Origin of the sequence: Streptomyces lasiicapitis (genome assembly GCF_014646335.1) — a bacterium.
GTDB classification, from domain to species: domain Bacteria; phylum Actinomycetota; class Actinomycetes; order Streptomycetales; family Streptomycetaceae; genus Streptomyces; species Streptomyces lasiicapitis.
In genome coordinates this window covers 70,368-89,397 of sequence record NZ_BMNG01000025.1, presented here as the reverse complement: position 1 = coordinate 89,397, position 19,030 = coordinate 70,368, and the positions used below count along the sequence as shown (strand labels likewise).

The following is a 19,030-nucleotide window of genomic DNA, read 5'->3' as shown; positions in this document are numbered from 1 at the left end:
ACCAACACCACCACCACAACCACCTGCAACCCCAACCCCGCCCACGGCCCAAACCGCGGATCCTCTTCCCGGGGAAAGCCGCTCCAGAAGGCGACGAAGACGTTGAGTGCGACGAGTGTGGCGACGAGGATGGTGTCCTGAACGGCGCTGCGGCCCAACCATCGAATCGGCCCTATCACGCGGTCACCCTACTGTCGCCCACGCGCTCCGGAAGCAGACCTGGTCCGTACGAAACAGTGGTGCGTACGAAAGTGGGTAGCGCGCCGCCGAAGTTGCAACCTTGGTCGCTTCCACTGCACACGAACCGCTCTGCCTGCTTCACCGCCCGGCTTGTTTGGCTGTTCAGGAACGAACAGCCAAGGGGCCGGAGGAGCAGTGCCACAGCACACGCGGCAGTCAGCACGGGACGGGTCGGAGCGGGCGGTGCCCGGCGCCGTCGCCCCGCGCCCGCTCTCCGCGCCGCAGCCCGGCCGCCGCCCGGACCGCCGTGCCGTCCACTGGTGGCTGACGCAGAACCTCCTGGTCGTCGTGCCGGTCCTCGCCGCTCTCGCGGCCCTCGCACTGCTGCCGGACGCCCCCGCCTGGCTGTGGCTCGTGTTCGCGGTCCTGTGCCCGCTGGGCGTGGGATACGCGCTGCTCACCCCCTGGTACCGCTACCGCGTGCACCGGTGGGAGGCGAGCACCGAGGCGGTGTGCGCCACGTCGGGCTGGCTCACCCGTGAATGGCGCGTCGTGCCGTTCACGCGCATCCAGACCCTGGACACCGAGCGCGGCCCGCTGATGCAGCTCTTCGGCCTGTCCGCGGTGACCGTGACGACCGCTTCGGCGGCGGGCCCGGTCACCATCGTCGGCCTGGACAAGGACCTCGCGACCGCCCTGGTGCAGGACCTCACCGAGCGCGTCCGCGCCCTGCACGAGGACGGCACGTGAGCACGCGTACGCCGGTCCTCGACGCGGCCGAGACGCCCGACGCCCCGCAGCCGCCCGCCGGACAACAGTGGCAGCGGCTCCACCCCCGCATGATCGTGGTCAGCGTGAGCTGGCTCGTGGGCCCGGCGGTCCCGCTGCTCGGCGCCATCCTCGTGGCCCGTGACCTGCTCAACTCCCACGGTCTGATCGTGCTCGGCTCCTACGTCGTGGTGGCCGGCGTCCAGGCCGGACACGAGTGGGTGCGCTACCGCACCACCCGCTTCCGGATCACCGACAGCAAGGTCGAGCTGCACTCCGGGCTCTTCTTCCGTACCGACAAGTCGATTCCCCGCGACCGCGTCCGCAGCGCCGACCTGACCGCGAACCCCGTGCACCGGCTTTTCGGGCTCGCGGCCGTCAAGGTCGGCACCGGTCAGCACACCGCCCGCAGCGAGGACGACGAGCTGGTGCTCGACGGGATCTCGCGCGACCAGGCGCTCCAGTTCCGGGCGCTGCTCCTGAACCGCGGCGGCGCCACGCACCCCGACGGCACCGCCGCGAGCCCGGAGCTGCCCGTTCCGCTCGCGCGGATGCGCTGGTCCTGGGCCCGGTACGCGCCGCTGACCGTCACCACCGTGGCCGGGGTCCTGGCCGTGGTCACCGGTGGCTCCAAGCTCCTCGACACCCTCGGCCTCGACCTCACCGACAGCGGCACCGCGCGGAACGTCTGGGACTGGCTGTCCTCCGTGCCGCTCGCCCTGGCCGTCGCCGTCGTGGCGGTGGTGCTGCTCGCCGTCGGCGTCGCGGGCTCCCTGGTGGCGTTCGCCGAGGCCTGGTACGGCTTCCGGCTCGAACGCGAACCGGAGGGCTCCCTGCACCTGGTCCGCGGGCTGCTCACGTCCCGGTCGGTGTCGGTGGCCGAGCGGCGGATCTGCGGGGTGGAGCTGACCCGGCCGCTGCCCCTGCGCCTGCTGTCCGCGGCCCGCCTCAACCTCCTCGCCACGGGGCTCGGCGGGCACAGCGCCCGCTTCTCCAACCCGGCGCAGCTGATGCCTGCCGCGCCCCTCGACTCCGCGCACCAGATCACGGCGGACGTCCTCGACCTGACGTCCTCGCCGATCACCCAGGCAGCGCTGCGCGGTCACCCCCGGCCCGCCCTGCGCCGCCGTCTGGTGCGCGGATGCCTGCTGGCCCCGGCAGGGGCGGCCGCCCTCGCCGGGGCCGGCGCGGGCAGCGGTCTGCTGCCCTGGTGGACCGTCGCCGCGGCCGCCCTGCTCACCGCGGCCTGCGGCGCCCCTCTGGCCCGGGACGCCTATCGCGGCCTCGGGCACGCGCTGCACGGCGACTACCTCGTCGTACGACAAGGCACGTTCGTCCGCCGCACGGTGGCGCTCAGGCGCGAGCGGATCGTCGGCTGGACCGGCAGGCAGTCGTACACGCAGCGCCGCGCCGGGCTGTGCACGCTGACCGCCACCACCGCCGCGGGCAAGGGCGCCGTCCGGATCCGCGACATCGGCGTCGCCGAGGGCATCGCCTTCGCGGAGGCGACACTGCCGGGCCTCCTCGCCCCGTTCTGCGAGACGCCGGCCGGAACCACAAACCCCCTGGAAGACCAAGTACTCCGGTGCGTTCCGGAGTGGAGGAAGGAACCGTGTTCAAAGCACTAGGACGTTTCGTCGTCGGACACCGATGGCTGGTGATCATCGGCTGGCTCATCGCCGGGGCGGCCGTGATCGGCTACGCCCCGTCCCTGACCACCACCACCGATCAGGCCGAGTTCCTTCCCAAGCACTACGAGTCGATCCAGGCGCAGAAGATCCAGGAGAAGGCGTTCCCGAAGGGCTTCAGCCCCTCGGCGATCGTGGTGTTCACGCGCGAGGACGGCAAGGCCCTGGACAAGGCCGACTCGGCCGAGGTCACCAAGGTCGGCAAGGCCCTTCAGGCCAAGAAGTACGAGAAGGTAGAGCAGGTCATCACCGCGCCGCCGTCACCGCACAAGAAGGTGCAGACGGTGATGGTGTCGATGGCCGACGTGAAGGCGGGCGACAAGGGCCAGCAACACGCGGTCGAGGACATGCGGGACGACCTCAAGCCGCTGGTCGCCGACTCGGGACTGAAGGTGGGCGTCACGGGTGACGCGGCCACTCAGCTCGACAACGAGGAGGCCTCCAAGAAGGCCGACGGGCTGATCTTCATCGGCACCATCGTCCTGATCATCGTCCTGATGACGATCATCTTCCGCAGTCCCACGATCACCGTCCTCACCATCGTCGGTATCACGCTGGTCTCCCAGATCGCCAACGGCCTGATCGCGATCGCCGCCAAGGAGTTCCACCTCAAGGCCGACAGTTCGGTGTCGTCCCTGCTGATCGTGGTGCTCTTCGGCGTCGGCACCGACTACATCCTGTTCCTGATGTTCCGCTACCGGGAGCGACTGCGGCTCGGTGAGGACCCGAAGACCGCGATGATCTCCGCCGTCGGCCGGGTCGGCGAGGCCATCGCCTCGGCCGCCGGAGCCGTCATCGTCTGCTTCCTGGCGCTGCTGCTCTCCTCGCTCAGCTTCCTCGTCTCCATGGGCCCGGCCCTGGCCATCGCCATCGGCGTGACCCTGCTCGCCAGCCTCACCCTGATCCCGGCGATCATCTCGCTGATGGGCACCAAGGTCTTCTGGCCGTCCAAGTCGTGGCAGCGCGAGCCGCGCGCGGCCCGCTTCGAGGCCGTGGGCAAGTCCGTGGCGCGCCGCCCCGGCCTGTTCGTGATCGGCTCCGGGCTGCTCATGATCCTGCTCGCGCTCGGCTCGTTCGGCTACAAGCCGACGTTCGCGAGCCAGGAGGACGAGAACTCCAAGAAGGAGTCCCAGGTCGCGCTGCACGCCATGAGCAAGGACCTGCCGGCGGGCAGCACCAACCCGAGCACCGTCCTGATGCGCTCCACCAACGGCGAGAAGCTCCGCGCCGCGGACATGAAGTCCTTCGTCACCGACCTCAAGCAGGTCAAGGGCGTCGGCAGCGCCTCGCGCACCCAGCTCAGCAAGGACGGCACGACCGCCGAGTTCAACGCCGTCCTGACGATGGACCCCAACGGCCGCGAAGCCATGGATGTCGTACGAGGACCGCTGCGCACCGCGGCCCACGAGGCGGCACCGCCGGGCACCGAGACGAAGGTGGGCGGCGTCACGTCGGTGTTCGTCGACATCAACAAGGCCGTCAACCGGGACTTCTCGGTGGTCTTCCCGACGGCGGCCGCGCTCATCATGCTCATCCTCGGCCTGCTGCTGCGCAGCATCGTCGCGCCGATCTATCTGATGGTGTCGGTCGCGCTCGGCTTCGGTGCCACGCTCGGCGCGAGCGTGCTCCTCTTCCAGCAGGTCCAGGGCCAGTCGGGTCTGACGTTCTTCCTGCCCGTCATCATGTATTTGTTCGTGGTCGCCATCGGTACCGACTACAACATCCTGATGGTGGCGCGCCTGCGGGAAGAGGCGAAGGAAGGGCTCGGACCACGCGCGGCCACCGCCAAGAGCATCCAGCACGCGGGCCCGACGGTGGCCGCGGCCGGTGTGATCCTCGCGGGTTCGTTCGCGTCGATGATGCTTGCCAGCGATGTCTCGCTCGCCCAGATCGGGTTCGCGGTCGCCTTCGGCATCGTGATCGGCGCGTTCGTGATGGCGATGTTCTTCACGCCCGCGCTCACCGCCCTGCTCGGGCGGGCCGCGTGGTGGCCGCGCCGCATCACGCCCGAGCGGCCGCAGCAGGGTGTACCGCCGCACGGCGGAGCCCACCAGCAGCCGGTTCCGGCGCAGGGCGGCGGCTCGTACGCCCGGGGTGGCCGGCGGGACTGACCAACCGCCCCGACCCCCCACAAGGTTCGTGCCCCACCGCCTCTCGCGGTGGGGCACGAACCTTGTGGGGGGAATTCCTGTGGGGGGATTTCCGGAGCCGGAGATTCTCGAAGCCGGACGATGTCCGAAGCCGGACTCTCGCCCGCTCCGCCTACTCGGCGATTTTCGTACGGCCGACCCAGCGCAGCTTCAGCGGGTCGGACGCGCCGGATTCCGCGTCGCGCGCGGGCGAAGGGAAGCGGACCGGAGTGTCGATGAACTCGTAGTGCTCATAGCCGTTTCCGAGCCGAATCTTGATCTTCTCCGCGGAGCAGATCACTTCGTTGAGCTCGGCGAGGACGACAGTCCCGGAAAGCGTGCTCGGACCGCCTTCGAGGTGGACGGAGTTCACAGTGATGGCGGAGATGCTGTTGTCGATTCCTCGCATGGGTCACCTCTCGGCTCGGCGCCTCGGACGTGTGAGATTGTTCTGCGGCCGCGCGGGGTTCGGATAGCCCCGCGGCACCCCTCAATAACCCCTATCGCCCTGGCGTTCCCGAGTGGTTACACCCCGACGTGATTCACGATCGCACCGTTGATGGCGCGGGGGCCCGACGCCAGCTCGCTGAACTTCTCCCCGAGGGGCTGGATGACGTTCTTCTCCACCTCGTAGTAACTGGTGAGCGCCGACAGCGGCACCCGGCGCAGGTGCCAGCGCCCCGAAAGGTTGCAGCCGATCGCCGAGTTGGGGGTGAAGTGGCCGGTCAGCCAGCCGTGGTGCGCGCCGTCGAGGGTGTGCTCCAGGCGGAAGTGGTTGAACAGGCTCTGCGCGGTGGTGCGCACCGTCTCGCCCGGGTCCTGCGGCTGCGGGTCGGCCACGCCGAACCAGCACTCGGGCTCTCCGGCGTCCTTGACGTAGGCGTCGTTGAAGCCGAGCCACGGCCAGACGAAGGCGATGTGGCGGGCGTGCGCGGTGCTCACGTCGTCGGCCCGCCGCCCCTCGGGGATCCGGTCGGCGTCGATGTAGAAACGGCCGAGCCAGCTCGGCAGCCACAGGTAGTACGGGTAGGAGCTGTCGTCGGACAGCAGGTAGCTGTTGGCATTCGAGAACAGTTCGTTCCCGGCTATGGGGCGCAGCCGCACCCCGTACTCCGGCAGGCTGAAACGCACGCTGAGGACTTCGAAGAACGACCGTACGTCCTGGAAGTAGGCGGACAACGTGCTATATGCGTCCGCGGTTTCGGCGACGACATCTTTGCGGAAGATCATGAGTTTCTCTCCGGCGTGCTAAGACATGTACGTGAACGCGACTGTAGATCACCAAAAGAGCGCGGTAAACCATGCAGTGGCAAACACGGATACGCCTGCGAGCGCGCGAACTCACCGGCCGTTTCCGGCCGTTCCATGGCTCGATACCGCGATAGTCGGAGCCGGAATCGGCGGCTGCCTCCTGGCATATCGCCTGGCACGTCACAGGGAACGCGCGGGGGAATTCCGCCCCGAGCAGGTGGGCCTCTTCGAGCGCACGCACCGCGTGGGCGGCCGATTGTGGTCGGTGCCGATGGGGGACGGGCTCCACGCCGACCTCGGGGCGATGCGCCTGCACCGCGGCCTCCGCCAGGTCCTCGGCGTCGTCCAGGAGGCGGGCCTCACCTCCGACCTCGTGCCCTTCGACTTCGGACGGCCCGAGAACCCCGTCCACGTACGCGGAACGAGCCTGCGCCAACGCCACTTGACCGACGCCGCGCGACTTCCGTACGACCTGGCGGACGGCGAGCGCGGCCTCGGCCCCGGCGACCTCGTCCTGCGCGCGGCGGACACACTCGTGCCCGGCTTCGGCGAGCTGCGCCGGTCCCACCACGAGGCGCTGGAGCAGGGCGACGCGCGCCGGGCCGCGCGGTCCGCTGCGGAATTCCGGAGCCGGAGCGCCCAAGTGGCCCTGAAGGGCGTCCCGTTGAGGGAGATGACGTACCCCGAAGTCCTGCGGACGGCACTCGGCGCCGAGGCCGTCGCGCTCCTCCACGGCACGGGTGGGTACGACATCGTCGCCGGCGGCGAGAGCGCCGCCGAACAACTCGGCATCCTCTTCCGCACCCCGCCGCACGCCGAGTACGTCACGCTGCGCCACGGCATGCAGAGCCTGCCGCTGGCCCTGTGCGACCGGTTCACGGCGGCGGGCGGCACCCTCCACCTCGGGCACCGGCTGCTGCGCGTCGACCGCGCGACGCCGGGGGACCCGGGGCAGGCGGCGCCGGACGGCACCGCGCCCCCAAGCCCCACCCGCTACCGGCTCACCTTCGCCCTGGAGGACCCCGAAGGCCGCGCCACCGGGCAACACGTCCACATCCACGCGCGCACCGTCGTCCTCGCACTGCCGCAGGGCCCGCTGCTCCGGCTCGACCAGGACGGGCTGCCCTTCACCCCCCGGCTGCGCGCCGACCTGGCCGCCGTCGAGGCCGTGCCCGCGCACAAGCTCTTCCTGCTGTACCGGACGGCCTGGTGGGAGCGGCTCGGCATGACGCGCGGGCGCGCCACCACGGACCTGCCGCTGCGGCAGCTCTGGTACGGCGGCACCTGCACGCCCCCGGGCCCCGCCCGCCGCGACGGCCCCGCGCTGCTGCTCGCCGCCTACCCGAGCGGTCCCGCCACCAGGACGTGGGACGCCGTGCGCGGGCGGCCCGGCGCCATGGCGGAGTACGCCCACCGCCTCCTCGCGCGGATGCACGGCCTGCCGCACCTGGAGGCCCCGCTGTCCGCCCTCGTACAGGACTGGAACACGGCGCCGCACGACGGTGCGTGGCACGTGTGGCGCCCGGGGTACGACCCTGACGTCGTCGGGCCCCGCGTCCGCACCCCGCTGCCCGGCGAGGCCGTGCACATCGTCAGCGACTGCTGGACGGCCGACCCCGGCTCGGTCGAAGGGGTCGTCGCCGACGCGGAAGCGGTGCTCGGGGAGCACCTGGGGTGCGGGCGGCCGCCGTCGCCGCGGGCGCCTACCACAAGGTAGATTCGGTTTACAGGATTCAACGTGGTGTGTGTGAGGTGTGGTGGCATGGCCGGCTTGACGGCGGGGAAGATTCTGCGGTTCGACGAGGTCCGTGGGTACGGATTCATCGCCCCCGAGGTGGGCGACGAGGACGTGTTCATGCACGCGAACGACCTGGTGGACGAGAAGTACCTCTACCAGGAGGGCAGCGAGGTCGAGTTCTTCATGGAGATGGGGGAGAAGGGGCCCAAGGCCTCCCACATCCGCCTGGTCCATCAGTCGACCTCGCACCAACTGCCGCGCGGCGGCCTGGCGGCGCGGACTGTGTCTGCCCCGTCCGCCCCGGACACGGAGCGGCCCGCCCCGGCGACCGACGACTTCACCCGGGACCTGACGGAGGCCCTGCTCGACTCCGTGGGTTCGCTGACGGGTGATCAGATCAAGCAGGTGCGGGCGTGCGTGGTCGACCTGGCACGGGCGCGGGGCTGGGTCACCTCGTAACGGAGCCGACCCCCCATGGAGCAGCGGGCACCTGGTAAGCAGCGGGGCACCTTGTAAGAGGAGCGGTGACGATGACTGGAACCGGCAGGGACTTCGACATCCGCGACCACCGCGGCGAAGGCGTCCTGAACGCGGAGCAGGACGGCGAAGTCGTCGGCCAGATCGCGTACTTCACGCTCGGCGCCCCCGAGCCCGCGCTCGTGCCCGTGCACACCGAGGTGCCCTCGGCACACGCGGGCCGTGGCATCGCGGGCGCCCTCGCGCGGGAGCTGTACGCGACGGCAGCCCGCGAGGGCCTCGCCGTCGTGCCGCTGTGTCCGTACGTCGCCAAGTGGGCCGAACGCCACCCGGACGAAGCGCCGGTCCCGCCCGGCCCGCTCGTCGAGGCCGCCCTCGCCAAGGCCAAGGAGGACCCCTCGGCATGGTGACGCTGGCGCTGCTGCACACCTCGCCCGTGCACGTGCCCGTCTTCGACGCGCTGCGCGACGCGGACCACCCGGGGCTCGCGCTGCGGCACGTCGTCCACGAGGACCTGCTCGCCCGCGCCCGCGCCGAGGGCCCCGACGCCGTCGCGGACGACGTCCGGGCCGCGCTCGCCGAAGCCGCGGCCGGGGACGGGGCCGAGGGCGGGGGCGCGGACGCCGTCCTGTGCACCTGCTCGACCATCGGCGGTGTCGCCGAGTCCCACGCCGCCGCCGTGTGCGTGCCCGTGCTCCGGGTCGACCGCCCGATGGCGGCCGCGGCGGTGCGGGCGGGCTCGTCCGTCGCCGTCGTCGCCACGGTCGCCTCGACGCTGGAGCCGACCCGCGCCCTGGTGGCGGAGGAGGCAGCCCGCGCCGGCCGCCCCGTCGACGTGCGCACCGTCCTGGTGGACGGCGCCTGGGAGCGGTTCGAGGCAGGGGACCGGGAGGAGTTCCTGCGGCTCGTCGTGGATGCCGTGGAGGCAGTCGCCGGTTCGGTCGACGCCGTCGTCCTCGCGCAGGCGTCCATGGCCGACGCCGCCGACCGCGTGTCCGCCGCCGTGCCCGTGCTCGCCAGCCCCCGCACGGGCCTGCGCGAGGCCGCCCGCCTGTGCGAGCCGTCGCAGCCGGGACCGGTGGTGGATCAACCGCGGCCGGAACCCGTGGTGGATCAACCCCGGGCATGAGGCGCCCCGCCGATCGTCCGGCCTAGGGTTCGACCATGACCTCACCCGAAGAAGCCGTGATCAGTCCGACGGGATGGGTGGCCGAACAGGCCCGTCTCTACGAGGAGTCGGGCGGCACCAAGGGCACCACCATCCAGGGCGCCCCCTGCCTCCTGCTCGACTACCGCGGGCGCCGCACGGGGCAGTTGCGGCGCACCGTCCTCATCTACGGCCGCGACGGCGACGACTACCTGATCGTGGCGTCCAACGGCGGCGCCGACGAGCACCCGCTGTGGTACGTCAACCTGCGCGACGAGCCGGACGTCCGGCTGCGCGTGGGCACCGAGCGGTTCGAGGCCCGCGCCGAGACCCTTTCGGCCGAGGACAAGGAACGCGTCTGGCCGCATCTCGTCGACGTCTTCGGCCGGTACGCCGACTACCAGCGCAAGACCGAACGCGACATCCCCGTCGTACGCCTCAGCCGTACCAAGGGCTGATCGCGCGGCCACGGACGAACGGCGGGTCCACCTGTCGCGATCAGCGGACGCGTGGACTCGCCGGGCGTGGGCACGCGAGACGGGAGAGAGTGGAAACGGCCGCCCGGCTTGCACGGCCGCCCGGCGAACACGGGCGCATGTCGCCCCGGCCCACGCCGTCCCAGGCGCCTCCCCACCTCCGACCCGCTGGAGGAACCATGACCAACCCGTTCCCCGACCCCGTACCGCCCGGCCCCACCCCGGGCCCCACGCCAGGACCCGGCCCGGCCCCCGACCCCGGAGGGCCCCCGCGCCCGATCCCGGACCCGGTGCCGCTGCCCGAACCCTCGCCGTCCCCGGTGCCGAAGCCGCCGGGCCCGGACCCCGTGCCGTCGCCGGAGCCCGAGCCGTCACCCATGGGGCGGCCCAGGCCGCTGCGCGGCTAGCGGGACCGCCCCCGAGTGGGGGAACGCCCGTTACGCGGAGACCTCGGACCGGTCCCCGCCCCACAGCGTGTGGAACGAACCCTCCCGGTCCGTGCGCCGGTAGGTGTGCGCCCCGAAGTAGTCCCGCTGGCCCTGGGTGAGCGCGGCCGGCAGCCGGTCGGCGCGCAGCGCGTCGTAGTACGCGAGGGCCGCGGCGAAGCCCGGAGCGGGCACGCCCTGGCGGGTCGCGGCGACGAGCACGGCACGCCAGTCGTCCTGCGCCTCGCCGATCTCCCGCGCGAAACCGTCGTCGGCGAGCAGGCTCGGCAGGTCCGCGCGGGCGTCGTAGGCGGCCCGGATGCGGTCGAGGAACGCGGCCCGGATGATGCAGCCGCCGCGCCAGATCGCCGAGACCTGGCCCAGGTCGATGTCCCACCCGTACTCGTCGCTGCCCGCCGCGATCTCGTGGAAGCCCTGCGTGTACGACACGATCTTGGAGGCGTACAGCGCCTGCTCGACCTGGTCGGCGAACGCGGCGGCCTCCTCCTTCGCGAGCGGCTCCGCCTTCGGGCCCGCGAGCCCGCGGGAGGCGTCGCGCAGGTCCTTGTGACCGGACAGCGAGCGGGCGAACACCGCCTCCGCGATGCCCGACACCGGCACGCCCAGGTCGAGGGCGATCTGCACGGTCCAGCGGCCGGTGCCCTTCTGCTCCGCCTGGTCCTGGACGACGTCCACGAACGGCTCGCCGGTCGCGGCGTCGACGTGCGCGAGGACCTCGGCGGTGATCTCGATGAGGTAGGAGTCGAGGCGGCCGGTGTTCCAGGTGCGGAAGATGTCCGCGATCTCGGCGGGGCTGTATCCGGCCACCTCGCGGAGCAACTGGTACGCCTCGGCGATGAGCTGCATGTCCGCGTACTCGATGCCGTTGTGCACCATCTTCACGAAGTGACCGGCGCCGTCCGGGCCGATGTGCGCCGTGCAGGGGCTGCCGTCCGCGGCCTTCGCGGAGATCTTCTCCAGCATCGGGCCGAGCGCGTCGTACGACTCCTTGGAGCCGCCCGGCATGATGCTCGGGCCGTTCAGGGCGCCCTCCTCGCCGCCGGACACGCCGGTGCCGACGAAGTGGATGCCCTGCTCGCGCAGCTCGCGCTCGCGCCGCCGGGTGTCCGCGAAGTGCGCGTTGCCGCCGTCCACGATCATGTCGCCCGGCTCAAGGAGCGGCGCGAACTCCTTGATGACGGCGTCCGTCGGCTCACCCGCCTTGACCATGACGACCAGGCGGCGCGGGCGCTCCAGGGCGGCGACGAAGTCCTCGGCGGTCTCGGCGAGGACGAACTCGCCCTCGTCGCCGAACTCGTCCACGAGGGCGCGGGCCTTCGCCGCCGTGCGGTTGTGCACCGCGACCGTATAGCCGTTGCGGGCGAAATTCCGGGCGAGGTTGCGCCCCATCACGGCGAGGCCCGTGACACCGATCTGCGCTGAAGCACTCATGCTCTGGCTCCTGAGTTCCTGGGAAATCCGAAGTACCGCATCAAGGCGCCAGTATCACCCCGCGGCGTACCGTGACTTCCCGACACCCTGTCCGAAGAAGGAGCAGCGCGTGCCCCACTTCGACCTGCCTCTTGAGGAACTCCGCCGATACCGACCGGAATTGCCGGAGCCGGAGGATTTCGACGGGTTCTGGGAGAAGACTCTTTCGGCGGCCCGCGCGCACGACCTGGACGCCCGGTTCGCGCGTGTCGAGACGGCGCTCGCGACCGTCGAGGTCTTCGACGTGACGTACGCGGGATTCGAGGGGCAACCGGTCAAGGGGTGGCTGATCGTCCCGGCGGGCGCGGAGGGGCCGCTGCCCGCCGTCGTCGAGTACATCGGGTACGGGGGCGGGCGCGGGCTTCCGCACGAGCGGCTGCTGTGGTCGGCGGCCGGGTTCGCGCACTTCGTGATGGACACGCGGGGGCAGGGCGCCGGCGGCACGGGCGCGGGGGACACCCCGGACCCGGTGGGCAGCGGCCCGGCGCACCCGGGCTACATGACGCGCGGCATCGAGGACCCGCACGACTACTACTACCGGCGCGTGTTCACCGACGCCGTGCGCGCCGTCGAGGCCGCCCGCGCCCACCCGCTGGTGGATTCCGCGCGCGTCGCCGCGGTCGGCGGCAGCCAGGGCGGCGGCATCACGCTGGCCGTCGGCGGTCTGGTGCCCGACCTCGCGGCGATCGCCCCCGACGTGCCGTTCCTGTGTGACTTCCCGCGCGCCGCCACGCTCTCCGGACGGCTGCCGTACCTGGAGATCGGCCAGTACCTGCGGACCCGGCGCGGCCTGGAGGAGCGGGTGTTCCGCACCCTTTCGTACTTCGACGGCGTGCACTTCGCCGCCCGCGGGCGTGCGCCCGCGCTGTTCTCGGCGGCGCTCCAGGACGAGACCTGCCCGCCGTCGACCGTTTTCGCCGCCTTCAATGCCTATGCGGGTTCGGAAAGGTCCATGGAGGTGTACTCCTTCAACGACCATGAGGGCGGCGGCGCTTATCAGAAGGATGTGCAACTGCGGTGGCTTCCGGGGCATTTGGGAAACCGATGAAGAACTGACGGGCGAACGGGCCTGTCTCCGGCGCGCGACCGGCGCGCAAGCGGCTCCGCGGTGACCTGTTCAACTCCCCCTCGGCGCCCCGCTCTTGTCACATCCATGGCCGACCGGATAACTTGCGGGCTGTCCTGTGGCTGACGTGTGGCCGATTGTTTCCATGTGTCGACGTGTGTCTGAGGGGGCTTTCATGGCCTTACGAGGCCGGCATCGCCGGTACCAGCCGAGCCGCATCAACCGTGCCTCGCTCACGGTCACCGCGGGCGGCGCCGGACTCGCCCTCCCGCTGATCTCGGCGGGCACGGGCCACGCCGCGGACGTGGACACCTGGAACAAGGTCGCGGCCTGCGAGTCCACCAACAACTGGAGCATCAACACCGGCAACGGCTTCTACGGCGGCCTCCAGTTCACCCAGTCCACCTGGGAGGCCTACGGCGGCACGGCCTACGCGTCGCGCGCCGACCTGGCCACCAAGGACCAGCAGATCGCCGTCGCCGAGAAGGTGCTCGACGGGCAGGGCCCCGGCGCCTGGCCGGTGTGCTCCCAGCGCGCGGGCCTCACCCGCGGCGGCGACAGCCCCGACATCAGGCCCGCCACCGCGCCGCAGACCAAGAAGTCGACCGGCGAGGCGAAGACCGACGGCGCGCCGAAGGCGCCCAAGCGCACGGTGCGCGACGTCAAGCCCGAAGTGACGCCGCAGTCCACCGCGGGCACCGCCCGGATGTACACGGTCGTCCGCGGCGACACCCTCTCCGGCATCGCCGAGGAGCGCCGTGTCAACGGCGGCTGGCCGCGGCTCTACGAGAACAACCGCCGCACCATCGGCGGCGACCCGGACTTCATCTCACCGGGACAGCGGCTCTCGCTGCGCGGCGCGGAGAAGGGCAAGGAGCCCGTCCGCCCGCCGGAGCGCCGCACCCCGCCCGAGCGCGAGAAGCGCCCGGAGAAGCGGCCCGTGCAGCACGACGAGAAGAAGCCCGAGCGGAAGCCGGAGCACAAGCCCGAGCGGACGAAGCCCCCGGCCAAGGAGTCCAAGCCCGCGCCGAAGCCCCAGCCGAAGCGCGACACCGCGCCCGCGGGACGGCAGCGCGCCGAGGCAGCGGGATCGTCGTCCGGGGCGACCGCGCCGGTCACGGCCGGCATCGGCACGCCGTACCACGCGACGGGCAGCTCCTGGTCGAAGGGCTACCACACGGGCGTCGACTTCCCGGTGCCCACCGGCACCTCCGTGAAGGCGGTCGCCGCGGGCACCGTCGTCTCGTCGGGCTGGGGTGGCAGTTACGGCTACGAGATCGTCATCCGGCACACCGACGGCAAGTACTCGCAGTACGGCCATCTGTCGGCGCTCACGGTGAAGGCCGGGCAGAAGGTCGGCGCGGGCCAGCGCATCGCCCGCTCCGGTTCGACGGGCAACAGCTCGGGCCCGCACCTGCACTTCGAGATCCGCACAGGTCCGGGCTTCGGCTCGGACGTCGACCCGCTGGCCTATCTGCGGGGGCGCGGGGTCCGTATCTGAGGTCAGGACACGCTGTGTTGCGGGAACGCCTTCTTCACCAAGGGCTGCAGCGGAAGCCCGGTGAGGCCGTCGGTGACCAGGTGCTGCTCCGGCGCGCCCGGTTCGCCGGGCAGCGGGCGCCCGCCGGGCCCGGCCAGGTCACGCTCGTCGTGGGCGGGCCTGCGCTGCTCGGTGACCGGGGTGTCCTCGGCCGCGCGGGTGGCGGACGACGCGGCCGCGACATCGCGGGCGTCGAGGCCGTCACGGCCTTCGAAGGCGTCGACGCCTTCGAGGGTCAGGGCCGGGGTGCCGGTCGCTGCGGGCTGTTCGGCGGCCACCGCGGGCGCGTCGGTCGCGTGCGCCGCGCCGATACGTTCCGTCGTCAGCAGGATCAGCCCGCCCGCCGCGACGACACCGCAGGCCAGCGCGACCGCCGTGCCCGCGGTGCCGTAGCGGAAGGATTCTCCGAACAGGGTGAGCCCGACCGCGGCCGCGATCACCGGGTTCACGACGGTCACCGCGGACAGCGGCGCCGCGAGACCCGCGCCCCGGTAGGAGGCCTGCGAAAGGAGCAGCCCGGTCACGGCGAGCACCGCGATGACCGCGAGGCTCGGGACCTGCCGCGTGAGCGGCTCGTTCGCGTCCCAGTCCACCGCGACCGTCTTGGTGAACACCGAGGAGATACCGAAGGCGATGCCCGCCGCCGTGGCGAGCAGCATGCTGCGCACCGCGGGGTGCCGGTGGACGGCGTGCGCGAGGAGCATCAGTACGACGACCGCGCTGCCCGTGGCGAGTCCGAGTGCGACGCGCTCGGTGTCGGCGAGCGACCGCGAGGTGGTGGCCTGCGTCAGGGACAGGAGTCCCACGAGGCCGACCGTCGCCATGATGGCGCCGCGCCACGCGGTGGCGCCCGCCCGGCGCCGTACGAACATCGCGGCCATCGGCAGCGCGAACACGATCGTCAGGGCACCGAGGGGCTGCACCACGCTCAGCGGGCCGAAGGCCAGCGCCACCACGTGCAGCAGGCCGCCGAGGCCGTTGAGGACGACCGCGACCCACCAGGCGCCGTTGCGCAGCGGCGCGTACTGCTGTGCCGCGGTCTTCGCCGCCACCTGCTCCTGGATGATCGCGCCGCCGGCGTAGGCCACGGCGGAGACGAGGGAGAGGACGATGGACAGCGCGAGGGCACTCATGAGGTGCTCCCCGGCGCGTGGCACGACCGGTGGGTGCGGTCGTCGGGGTCCCTGTGCATCCGGTCAGTCCGGTGCGGCGAGCGGTCGGCTTCCATGTTCACCACAATGTCGCGCGGAGCGCTCCAAGTCGTCGTCCCTGAGCAGTCAATCCGTCCTACTACCGATGGAGTACGACCACCTCCGTGTCCTCCCCAGGTCTGGTTACCCCTGAGCTCCAGTGTCCTGCTGTACTGCTCAAGTGACCACTGAAGCGCGGGGCATCGACTGGGAGACCGTCGCGTCCGTCGGGGGATTCTTCGCCCTGAGGACGGGGGAGACGGGAGAAACGCCTGGTGAGGGACGTGTGCCGTTGGCTCGTGTCTACGAAGGCGATGACACGGTCGCCGAGGGTGTCCGTCGAAGTACTCAACGTGACGTCGATCGGGACCCGCTGGGCTTCCGCGTCGCCAAGGTCGGTGCCCGCCTCGGCGCCCCCGAGGTGCGCGTCGCCGCGTCCGTCGCGCAGCTCGGTCTCGCCGCCCGGCTGTGGTCCCTCGCGCTCGGCCCGGCCGCGCTGTTCGGGCGGGTGCCGGACCTTGACCCGGCGCGGCTGCTGTGGGACGCCGACGGCACCTCGCCGGACGACCTGTGGCTCACCGGCGGGCGTACGTACCCCGCCGACGCCGCCCGCATCCACGACATCGTGCAGGACGGCCACCTCGCGCCGCTCGCCCGCGCCCTGCGCGCCCGCTTCCCGATCTCCCCGGCGCTGCTGCGCGGCAACGCGGGATCGGCCCTCGCGGGTGCGGCCCGTGAACTGCACGCCTGGGCCGCGCGCACCGGCCGGCCCGACGTGGGGGAGCGGGCCCTGGGCCTCGCCGCCGAACTCTTCGCCCACCCCGCGCTGCAGTCCACCGGCACCCTCGACAAGGCCGCGTTCCGGCGCCGCAGCTGCTGCCTCTACTACCGCTGCCCGAACGGCGGCCTGTGCGGCGACTGCTGTTTCGACCGGCCGCCGCAGCGGTCTTCCCACCGGGCGGCGTCTGGGTGACCATGAGGGAGCCGGCCGACGAGGGGGGCTCCGCTCGTGAAAGTGGGACTGCTCACCCGCGAGTATCCGCCGGACGTCTACGGCGGCGCGGGTGTCCATGTCGAGTTCCTGGCACGGGAGTTGGGCTCGCTGACCGAGCTCGCCGTGCACTGCTGGGGCGAGGGCGAGGCGGACGGCGTCGTCCGCCACCGCGCCTGGGCCGACCTCGACACCGCCAACGACGCGCTGCGCACCCTGTCCGTGGACCTGTCCATGGCGGCCGCCCTCGAAGGCCGCGACCTGGTCCACTCCCACACCTGGTACGCCAACCTCGCAGGCCACGTCGGCAAGCTCCTGCACGGCATCCCGCACGTCATGACCTCGCACTCCCTCGAGCCGCTGCGCCCCTGGAAGTCCGAGCAGCTCGGCGGCGGATACGCCCTCTCCAGCTGGGCCGAACGCACCGCCATCGAGGCCGCCGACGCCGTCATCGCCGTCTCCCGCGGCATGCGCGAGGACATCCTCGCCTGCTACCCGGCCGTCGACCCGGCACGCGTGCACGTCGTCCACAACGGCATCGACACCGACCTGTACCGGCCCGACCCCGGCACCAGCGCCCTGCACCGCCACGGCATCGACACCAGCCGCCCCTACGTCCTCTTCGTCGGCCGCATCACCCGCCAGAAGGGCGTGCCCCATCTGCTGCGCGCCGCACGCCAGTTGGACCCGGGCATCCAGCTCGTACTGTGCGCGGGAGCCCCCGACACCGCCGAGATCGACCGGGAGTTCCGCACCCTCTTCGAGGAGCTCGGCCACACGCGTGACGGGGTCACCTGGATCCCGCGCATGCTGCCGCGCCCCGAGGTCATCCAACTCCTCACGCACGCCGCGGTGTTCGTCTGCCCTTCGGTGTACGAGCCGCTCGGCATCGTGAACCTGGAGGCCATGGCGTGCGGCACCGCCGTCGTCGCCTCCCGCGTCGGCGGCATCCCGGAAGTGGTGTCGGACGGCACGACGGGCCTGCTCGTGCCGTACGACGCGGGGCAGCCGGAGCGCTTCGAGCACGATCTCGCCGTGCTCCTGAACCACCTGGCCGCCGACCCGCGCCGGGCGGGCGCCATGGGCACGGCCGGGCGGCACCGCGCGGTGCGCGAGTTCGGCTGGGGCGCGGTGGCCCGGCGCACGCTCGATGTGTACGAGTCGGTCATGGAGTTACGCAAGAACTGACGGACAGCGGCAGGGGGCGGCCATGCGCGGTGGACCTTCGGTGCTCGGGATCGTTCTGGCCGGCGGTGAGGGCAAACGGCTGATGCCGCTCACGGCCGACCGGGCGAAACCGGCGGTGACCTTCGGCGGGACGTACCGCCTCGTCGACTTCGTGCTCTCCAACCTCGTCAACGGCGACATCCTGCGCATCTGCGTGCTCACGCAGTACAAGTCGCACTCCCTCGACCGGCACGTCTCCACCACCTGGCGGATGTCCAGCCTGCTCGGCAACTACGTCACTCCCGTCCCCGCCCAGCAGCGCCTCGGCCCGCGCTGGTACCTGGGCAGCGCCGACGCGATCCTGCAGTCCCTGAACCTCGTGCACGACGAACAGCCCGACTACATCGCGGTGTTCGGCGCCGACCACGTCTACCGCATGGATCCGCGGCACATGCTGGCGCAGCACATCGAGTCCGGCGCGGGCGTCACGGTCGCCGGGATCCGGGTGCCGCGCGCGGACGCCTCGCAGTTCGGCATCATCACCCCGGCCGGGGACGGCACCCGCGTGGAGAGCTTCCTGGAGAAACCGTCAAGCCCGCCCGGTCTGCCGGGCTCGCCGAACCAGGTGTTCGCCTCCATGGGCAACTACGTCTTCACGACCAAGGCGCTGGTCGACGCGCTGCAACGGGACGCCGAGGACCCGGACTCCGTGCACGACATGGGCGGCTCGATCCTGCCGTCCCTCACCGAGCGCGGTGTCGCGCAGGTCTACGACTTCGCCGACAACCACGTCCCCGGCGAGACCACCCGCGACCACGGCTACTGGCGCGACGTCGGCACCCTGGACGCGTACTACGAAGCGCACATGGACCTGATCTCCGACAACCCCGTCTTCAACCTCGACAACCGCCGCTGGCCCATCTACACCCACGCGGGCCAGCTCCCGCCCGCCAAGTTCTGCGCGGGCGGCATCGCGAGCGAGTCCGTCGTCAGCCCCGGCTGCGTCATCCGCGGCCAGGTCACCCGGTCCGTCCTGTCACCCGGGGTGAGCATCGGCGAGGGCGCCGTCGTCCAGGGCTCGGTGCTGCACGACAACGTGCGCGTCGGCCGCGGCGCCGTGGTGCGCGGCGCCGTCCTCGACAAGAACGTCGACGTCCCGCCCGGCGCCACGATCGGCGTGAACCCGGAGCGGGACGAGGAGCTGTACACGGTGTCGAAGGGCGGGGTGATCGCGCTGGGCAAGGGGCAGCGGGTGGCGCTCGACGGCACGTCGCCCACGTACCCCTAGGGAATCCGTCACGTACTT

The 19,030-nt window shown here is 71.8% G+C and carries 18 protein-coding genes; 14 read left to right on the top strand and 4 right to left on the bottom strand.

The window, feature by feature from the left end; genetic code table 11:
- Positions 1 to 375: 375 nt before the first annotated feature.
- The 3 genes from IEY91_RS38900 to IEY91_RS38890 are packed head-to-tail and all read left to right on the top strand — an operon-like array spanning position 376 to position 4,747.
- Entirely contained in the window at positions 376 to 930 is a 555-nt protein-coding gene (locus tag IEY91_RS38900; RefSeq protein WP_189177509.1) for a PH domain-containing protein, read from the top strand.
- Positions 927 to 2,576: a PH domain-containing protein gene (locus IEY91_RS38895; RefSeq protein WP_189177508.1), complete on the top strand. Its 1,650-nt coding sequence runs from the start codon at positions 927 to 929 to the stop codon at positions 2,574 to 2,576. The genes IEY91_RS38900 and IEY91_RS38895 overlap by 4 nt, the downstream gene beginning before the upstream one ends.
- Positions 2,561 to 4,747, top strand: a complete 2,187-nt coding sequence (locus IEY91_RS38890; RefSeq protein WP_229697631.1) for an MMPL family transporter — start codon at positions 2,561 to 2,563, stop codon at positions 4,745 to 4,747. The genes IEY91_RS38895 and IEY91_RS38890 overlap by 16 nt, the downstream gene beginning before the upstream one ends.
- 151 nt (positions 4,748 to 4,898) lie before the next feature.
- On the opposite strand, the gene IEY91_RS38885 is transcribed toward IEY91_RS38890, so the two are convergent.
- Positions 4,899 to 5,174: a DUF5988 family protein gene (locus tag IEY91_RS38885; protein WP_189177507.1), complete on the bottom strand. Its 276-nt coding sequence runs from the start codon at positions 5,172 to 5,174 to the stop codon at positions 4,899 to 4,901.
- 116 nt (positions 5,175 to 5,290) lie between these two features.
- Positions 5,291 to 5,995, bottom strand: a complete 705-nt coding sequence (locus IEY91_RS38880; protein ID WP_189177506.1) for a hypothetical protein — start codon at positions 5,993 to 5,995, stop codon at positions 5,291 to 5,293.
- A 25-nt stretch (positions 5,996 to 6,020) separates the two neighbouring features.
- Here IEY91_RS38880 and IEY91_RS38875 point away from each other — a divergent pair, with 25 nt between their 5' ends.
- The 6 genes from IEY91_RS38875 to IEY91_RS38850 all read left to right on the top strand — a co-directional run bounded on the left by IEY91_RS38875 (position 6,021) and on the right by IEY91_RS38850 (position 10,261).
- Complete coding sequence (locus IEY91_RS38875) at positions 6,021 to 7,733, top strand: flavin monoamine oxidase family protein (RefSeq protein WP_229697629.1); 1,713 nt, start codon at positions 6,021 to 6,023, stop codon at positions 7,731 to 7,733.
- Between the two features lie 45 nt (positions 7,734 to 7,778).
- The gene (locus IEY91_RS38870; protein WP_189177504.1) at positions 7,779 to 8,213 is read left to right on the top strand and encodes a cold-shock protein; all 435 of its coding nucleotides are present in this window, start codon (positions 7,779 to 7,781) and stop codon (positions 8,211 to 8,213) included.
- A 71-nt stretch (positions 8,214 to 8,284) separates the two neighbouring features.
- The gene (locus IEY91_RS38865; protein WP_164318025.1) at positions 8,285 to 8,641 is read left to right on the top strand and encodes a GNAT family N-acetyltransferase; all 357 of its coding nucleotides are present in this window, start codon (positions 8,285 to 8,287) and stop codon (positions 8,639 to 8,641) included.
- On the top strand, positions 8,635 to 9,360 hold the full coding sequence (locus IEY91_RS38860) for an aspartate/glutamate racemase family protein (RefSeq protein ID WP_189177503.1): 726 nt from the start codon (positions 8,635 to 8,637) through the stop codon (positions 9,358 to 9,360). The genes IEY91_RS38865 and IEY91_RS38860 overlap by 7 nt, the downstream gene beginning before the upstream one ends.
- A gap of 35 nt (positions 9,361 to 9,395) precedes the next feature.
- Entirely contained in the window at positions 9,396 to 9,836 is a 441-nt protein-coding gene (locus IEY91_RS38855; RefSeq protein ID WP_189177502.1) for a nitroreductase family deazaflavin-dependent oxidoreductase, read from the top strand.
- A gap of 197 nt (positions 9,837 to 10,033) precedes the next feature.
- The gene (locus IEY91_RS38850) at positions 10,034 to 10,261 is read left to right on the top strand and encodes a hypothetical protein (protein WP_164318020.1); all 228 of its coding nucleotides are present in this window, start codon (positions 10,034 to 10,036) and stop codon (positions 10,259 to 10,261) included.
- A 30-nt stretch (positions 10,262 to 10,291) separates the two neighbouring features.
- Here the strand turns inward: IEY91_RS38850 and gnd are convergent, their stop codons facing one another.
- Positions 10,292 to 11,731, bottom strand: coding sequence for an NADP-dependent phosphogluconate dehydrogenase (gene gnd / locus IEY91_RS38845; RefSeq protein WP_189177501.1), 1,440 nt, complete (start codon positions 11,729 to 11,731; stop codon positions 10,292 to 10,294).
- A gap of 109 nt (positions 11,732 to 11,840) precedes the next feature.
- Between gnd and IEY91_RS38840 the strand changes: the two genes are divergently transcribed.
- Together IEY91_RS38840 and IEY91_RS38835 are read left to right on the top strand one after the other, a co-directional pair.
- Positions 11,841 to 12,818 carry an acetylxylan esterase gene (locus IEY91_RS38840; protein WP_189177500.1) on the top strand — a complete coding sequence of 326 codons (978 nt, stop codon included), beginning with the start codon at positions 11,841 to 11,843 and terminating at the stop codon, positions 12,816 to 12,818.
- A 193-nt stretch (positions 12,819 to 13,011) separates the two neighbouring features.
- Complete coding sequence (locus tag IEY91_RS38835) at positions 13,012 to 14,337, top strand: transglycosylase family protein (protein WP_164318014.1); 1,326 nt, start codon at positions 13,012 to 13,014, stop codon at positions 14,335 to 14,337.
- A gap of 2 nt (positions 14,338 to 14,339) precedes the next feature.
- Here the strand turns inward: IEY91_RS38835 and IEY91_RS38830 are convergent, their stop codons facing one another.
- Positions 14,340 to 15,509, bottom strand: coding sequence for a DMT family transporter (locus IEY91_RS38830; protein ID WP_189177499.1), 1,170 nt, complete (start codon positions 15,507 to 15,509; stop codon positions 14,340 to 14,342).
- Positions 15,510 to 15,747: 238 nt separating this feature from the next.
- On the opposite strand from IEY91_RS38830, the gene IEY91_RS38825 reads away from it, so the two are divergent.
- The 3 genes from IEY91_RS38825 to glgC are packed head-to-tail and all read left to right on the top strand — an operon-like array spanning position 15,748 to position 19,012.
- Positions 15,748 to 16,539, top strand: coding sequence for a (2Fe-2S)-binding protein (locus IEY91_RS38825; RefSeq protein ID WP_373288117.1), 792 nt, complete (start codon positions 15,748 to 15,750; stop codon positions 16,537 to 16,539).
- A 36-nt stretch (positions 16,540 to 16,575) separates the two neighbouring features.
- On the top strand, positions 16,576 to 17,745 hold the full coding sequence (gene glgA / locus IEY91_RS38820; RefSeq protein ID WP_164318010.1) for a glycogen synthase: 1,170 nt from the start codon (positions 16,576 to 16,578) through the stop codon (positions 17,743 to 17,745).
- A gap of 22 nt (positions 17,746 to 17,767) precedes the next feature.
- Positions 17,768 to 19,012 carry a glucose-1-phosphate adenylyltransferase gene (glgC, locus tag IEY91_RS38815; RefSeq protein WP_164318007.1) on the top strand — a complete coding sequence of 415 codons (1,245 nt, stop codon included), beginning with the start codon at positions 17,768 to 17,770 and terminating at the stop codon, positions 19,010 to 19,012.
- Positions 19,013 to 19,030: the final 18 nt, after the last annotated feature.

Coding starts and splice junctions, on each gene's coding strand:
- IEY91_RS38870 (WP_189177504.1), top strand. CDS start 7,779: ATGGCCGGCTTGACGGCGGGGAAGATTCTGCGGTTCGACGAGGTCCGT.
- IEY91_RS38855 (WP_189177502.1), top strand. CDS start 9,396: ATGACCTCACCCGAAGAAGCCGTGATCAGTCCGACGGGATGGGTGGCC.
- IEY91_RS38835 (WP_164318014.1), top strand. CDS start 13,012: ATGGCCTTACGAGGCCGGCATCGCCGGTACCAGCCGAGCCGCATCAAC.
- IEY91_RS38880 (WP_189177506.1), bottom strand. CDS start 5,995: ATGATCTTCCGCAAAGATGTCGTCGCCGAAACCGCGGACGCATATAGC.
- IEY91_RS38860 (WP_189177503.1), top strand. CDS start 8,635: ATGGTGACGCTGGCGCTGCTGCACACCTCGCCCGTGCACGTGCCCGTC.
- IEY91_RS38830 (WP_189177499.1), bottom strand. CDS start 15,509: ATGAGTGCCCTCGCGCTGTCCATCGTCCTCTCCCTCGTCTCCGCCGTG.
- IEY91_RS38850 (WP_164318020.1), top strand. CDS start 10,034: ATGACCAACCCGTTCCCCGACCCCGTACCGCCCGGCCCCACCCCGGGC.
- IEY91_RS38875 (WP_229697629.1), top strand. CDS start 6,021: ATGTACGTGAACGCGACTGTAGATCACCAAAAGAGCGCGGTAAACCAT.
- IEY91_RS38885 (WP_189177507.1), bottom strand. CDS start 5,174: ATGCGAGGAATCGACAACAGCATCTCCGCCATCACTGTGAACTCCGTC.
- gnd (WP_189177501.1), bottom strand. CDS start 11,731: ATGAGTGCTTCAGCGCAGATCGGTGTCACGGGCCTCGCCGTGATGGGG.
- glgC (WP_164318007.1), top strand. CDS start 17,768: ATGCGCGGTGGACCTTCGGTGCTCGGGATCGTTCTGGCCGGCGGTGAG.
- IEY91_RS38865 (WP_164318025.1), top strand. CDS start 8,285: ATGACTGGAACCGGCAGGGACTTCGACATCCGCGACCACCGCGGCGAA.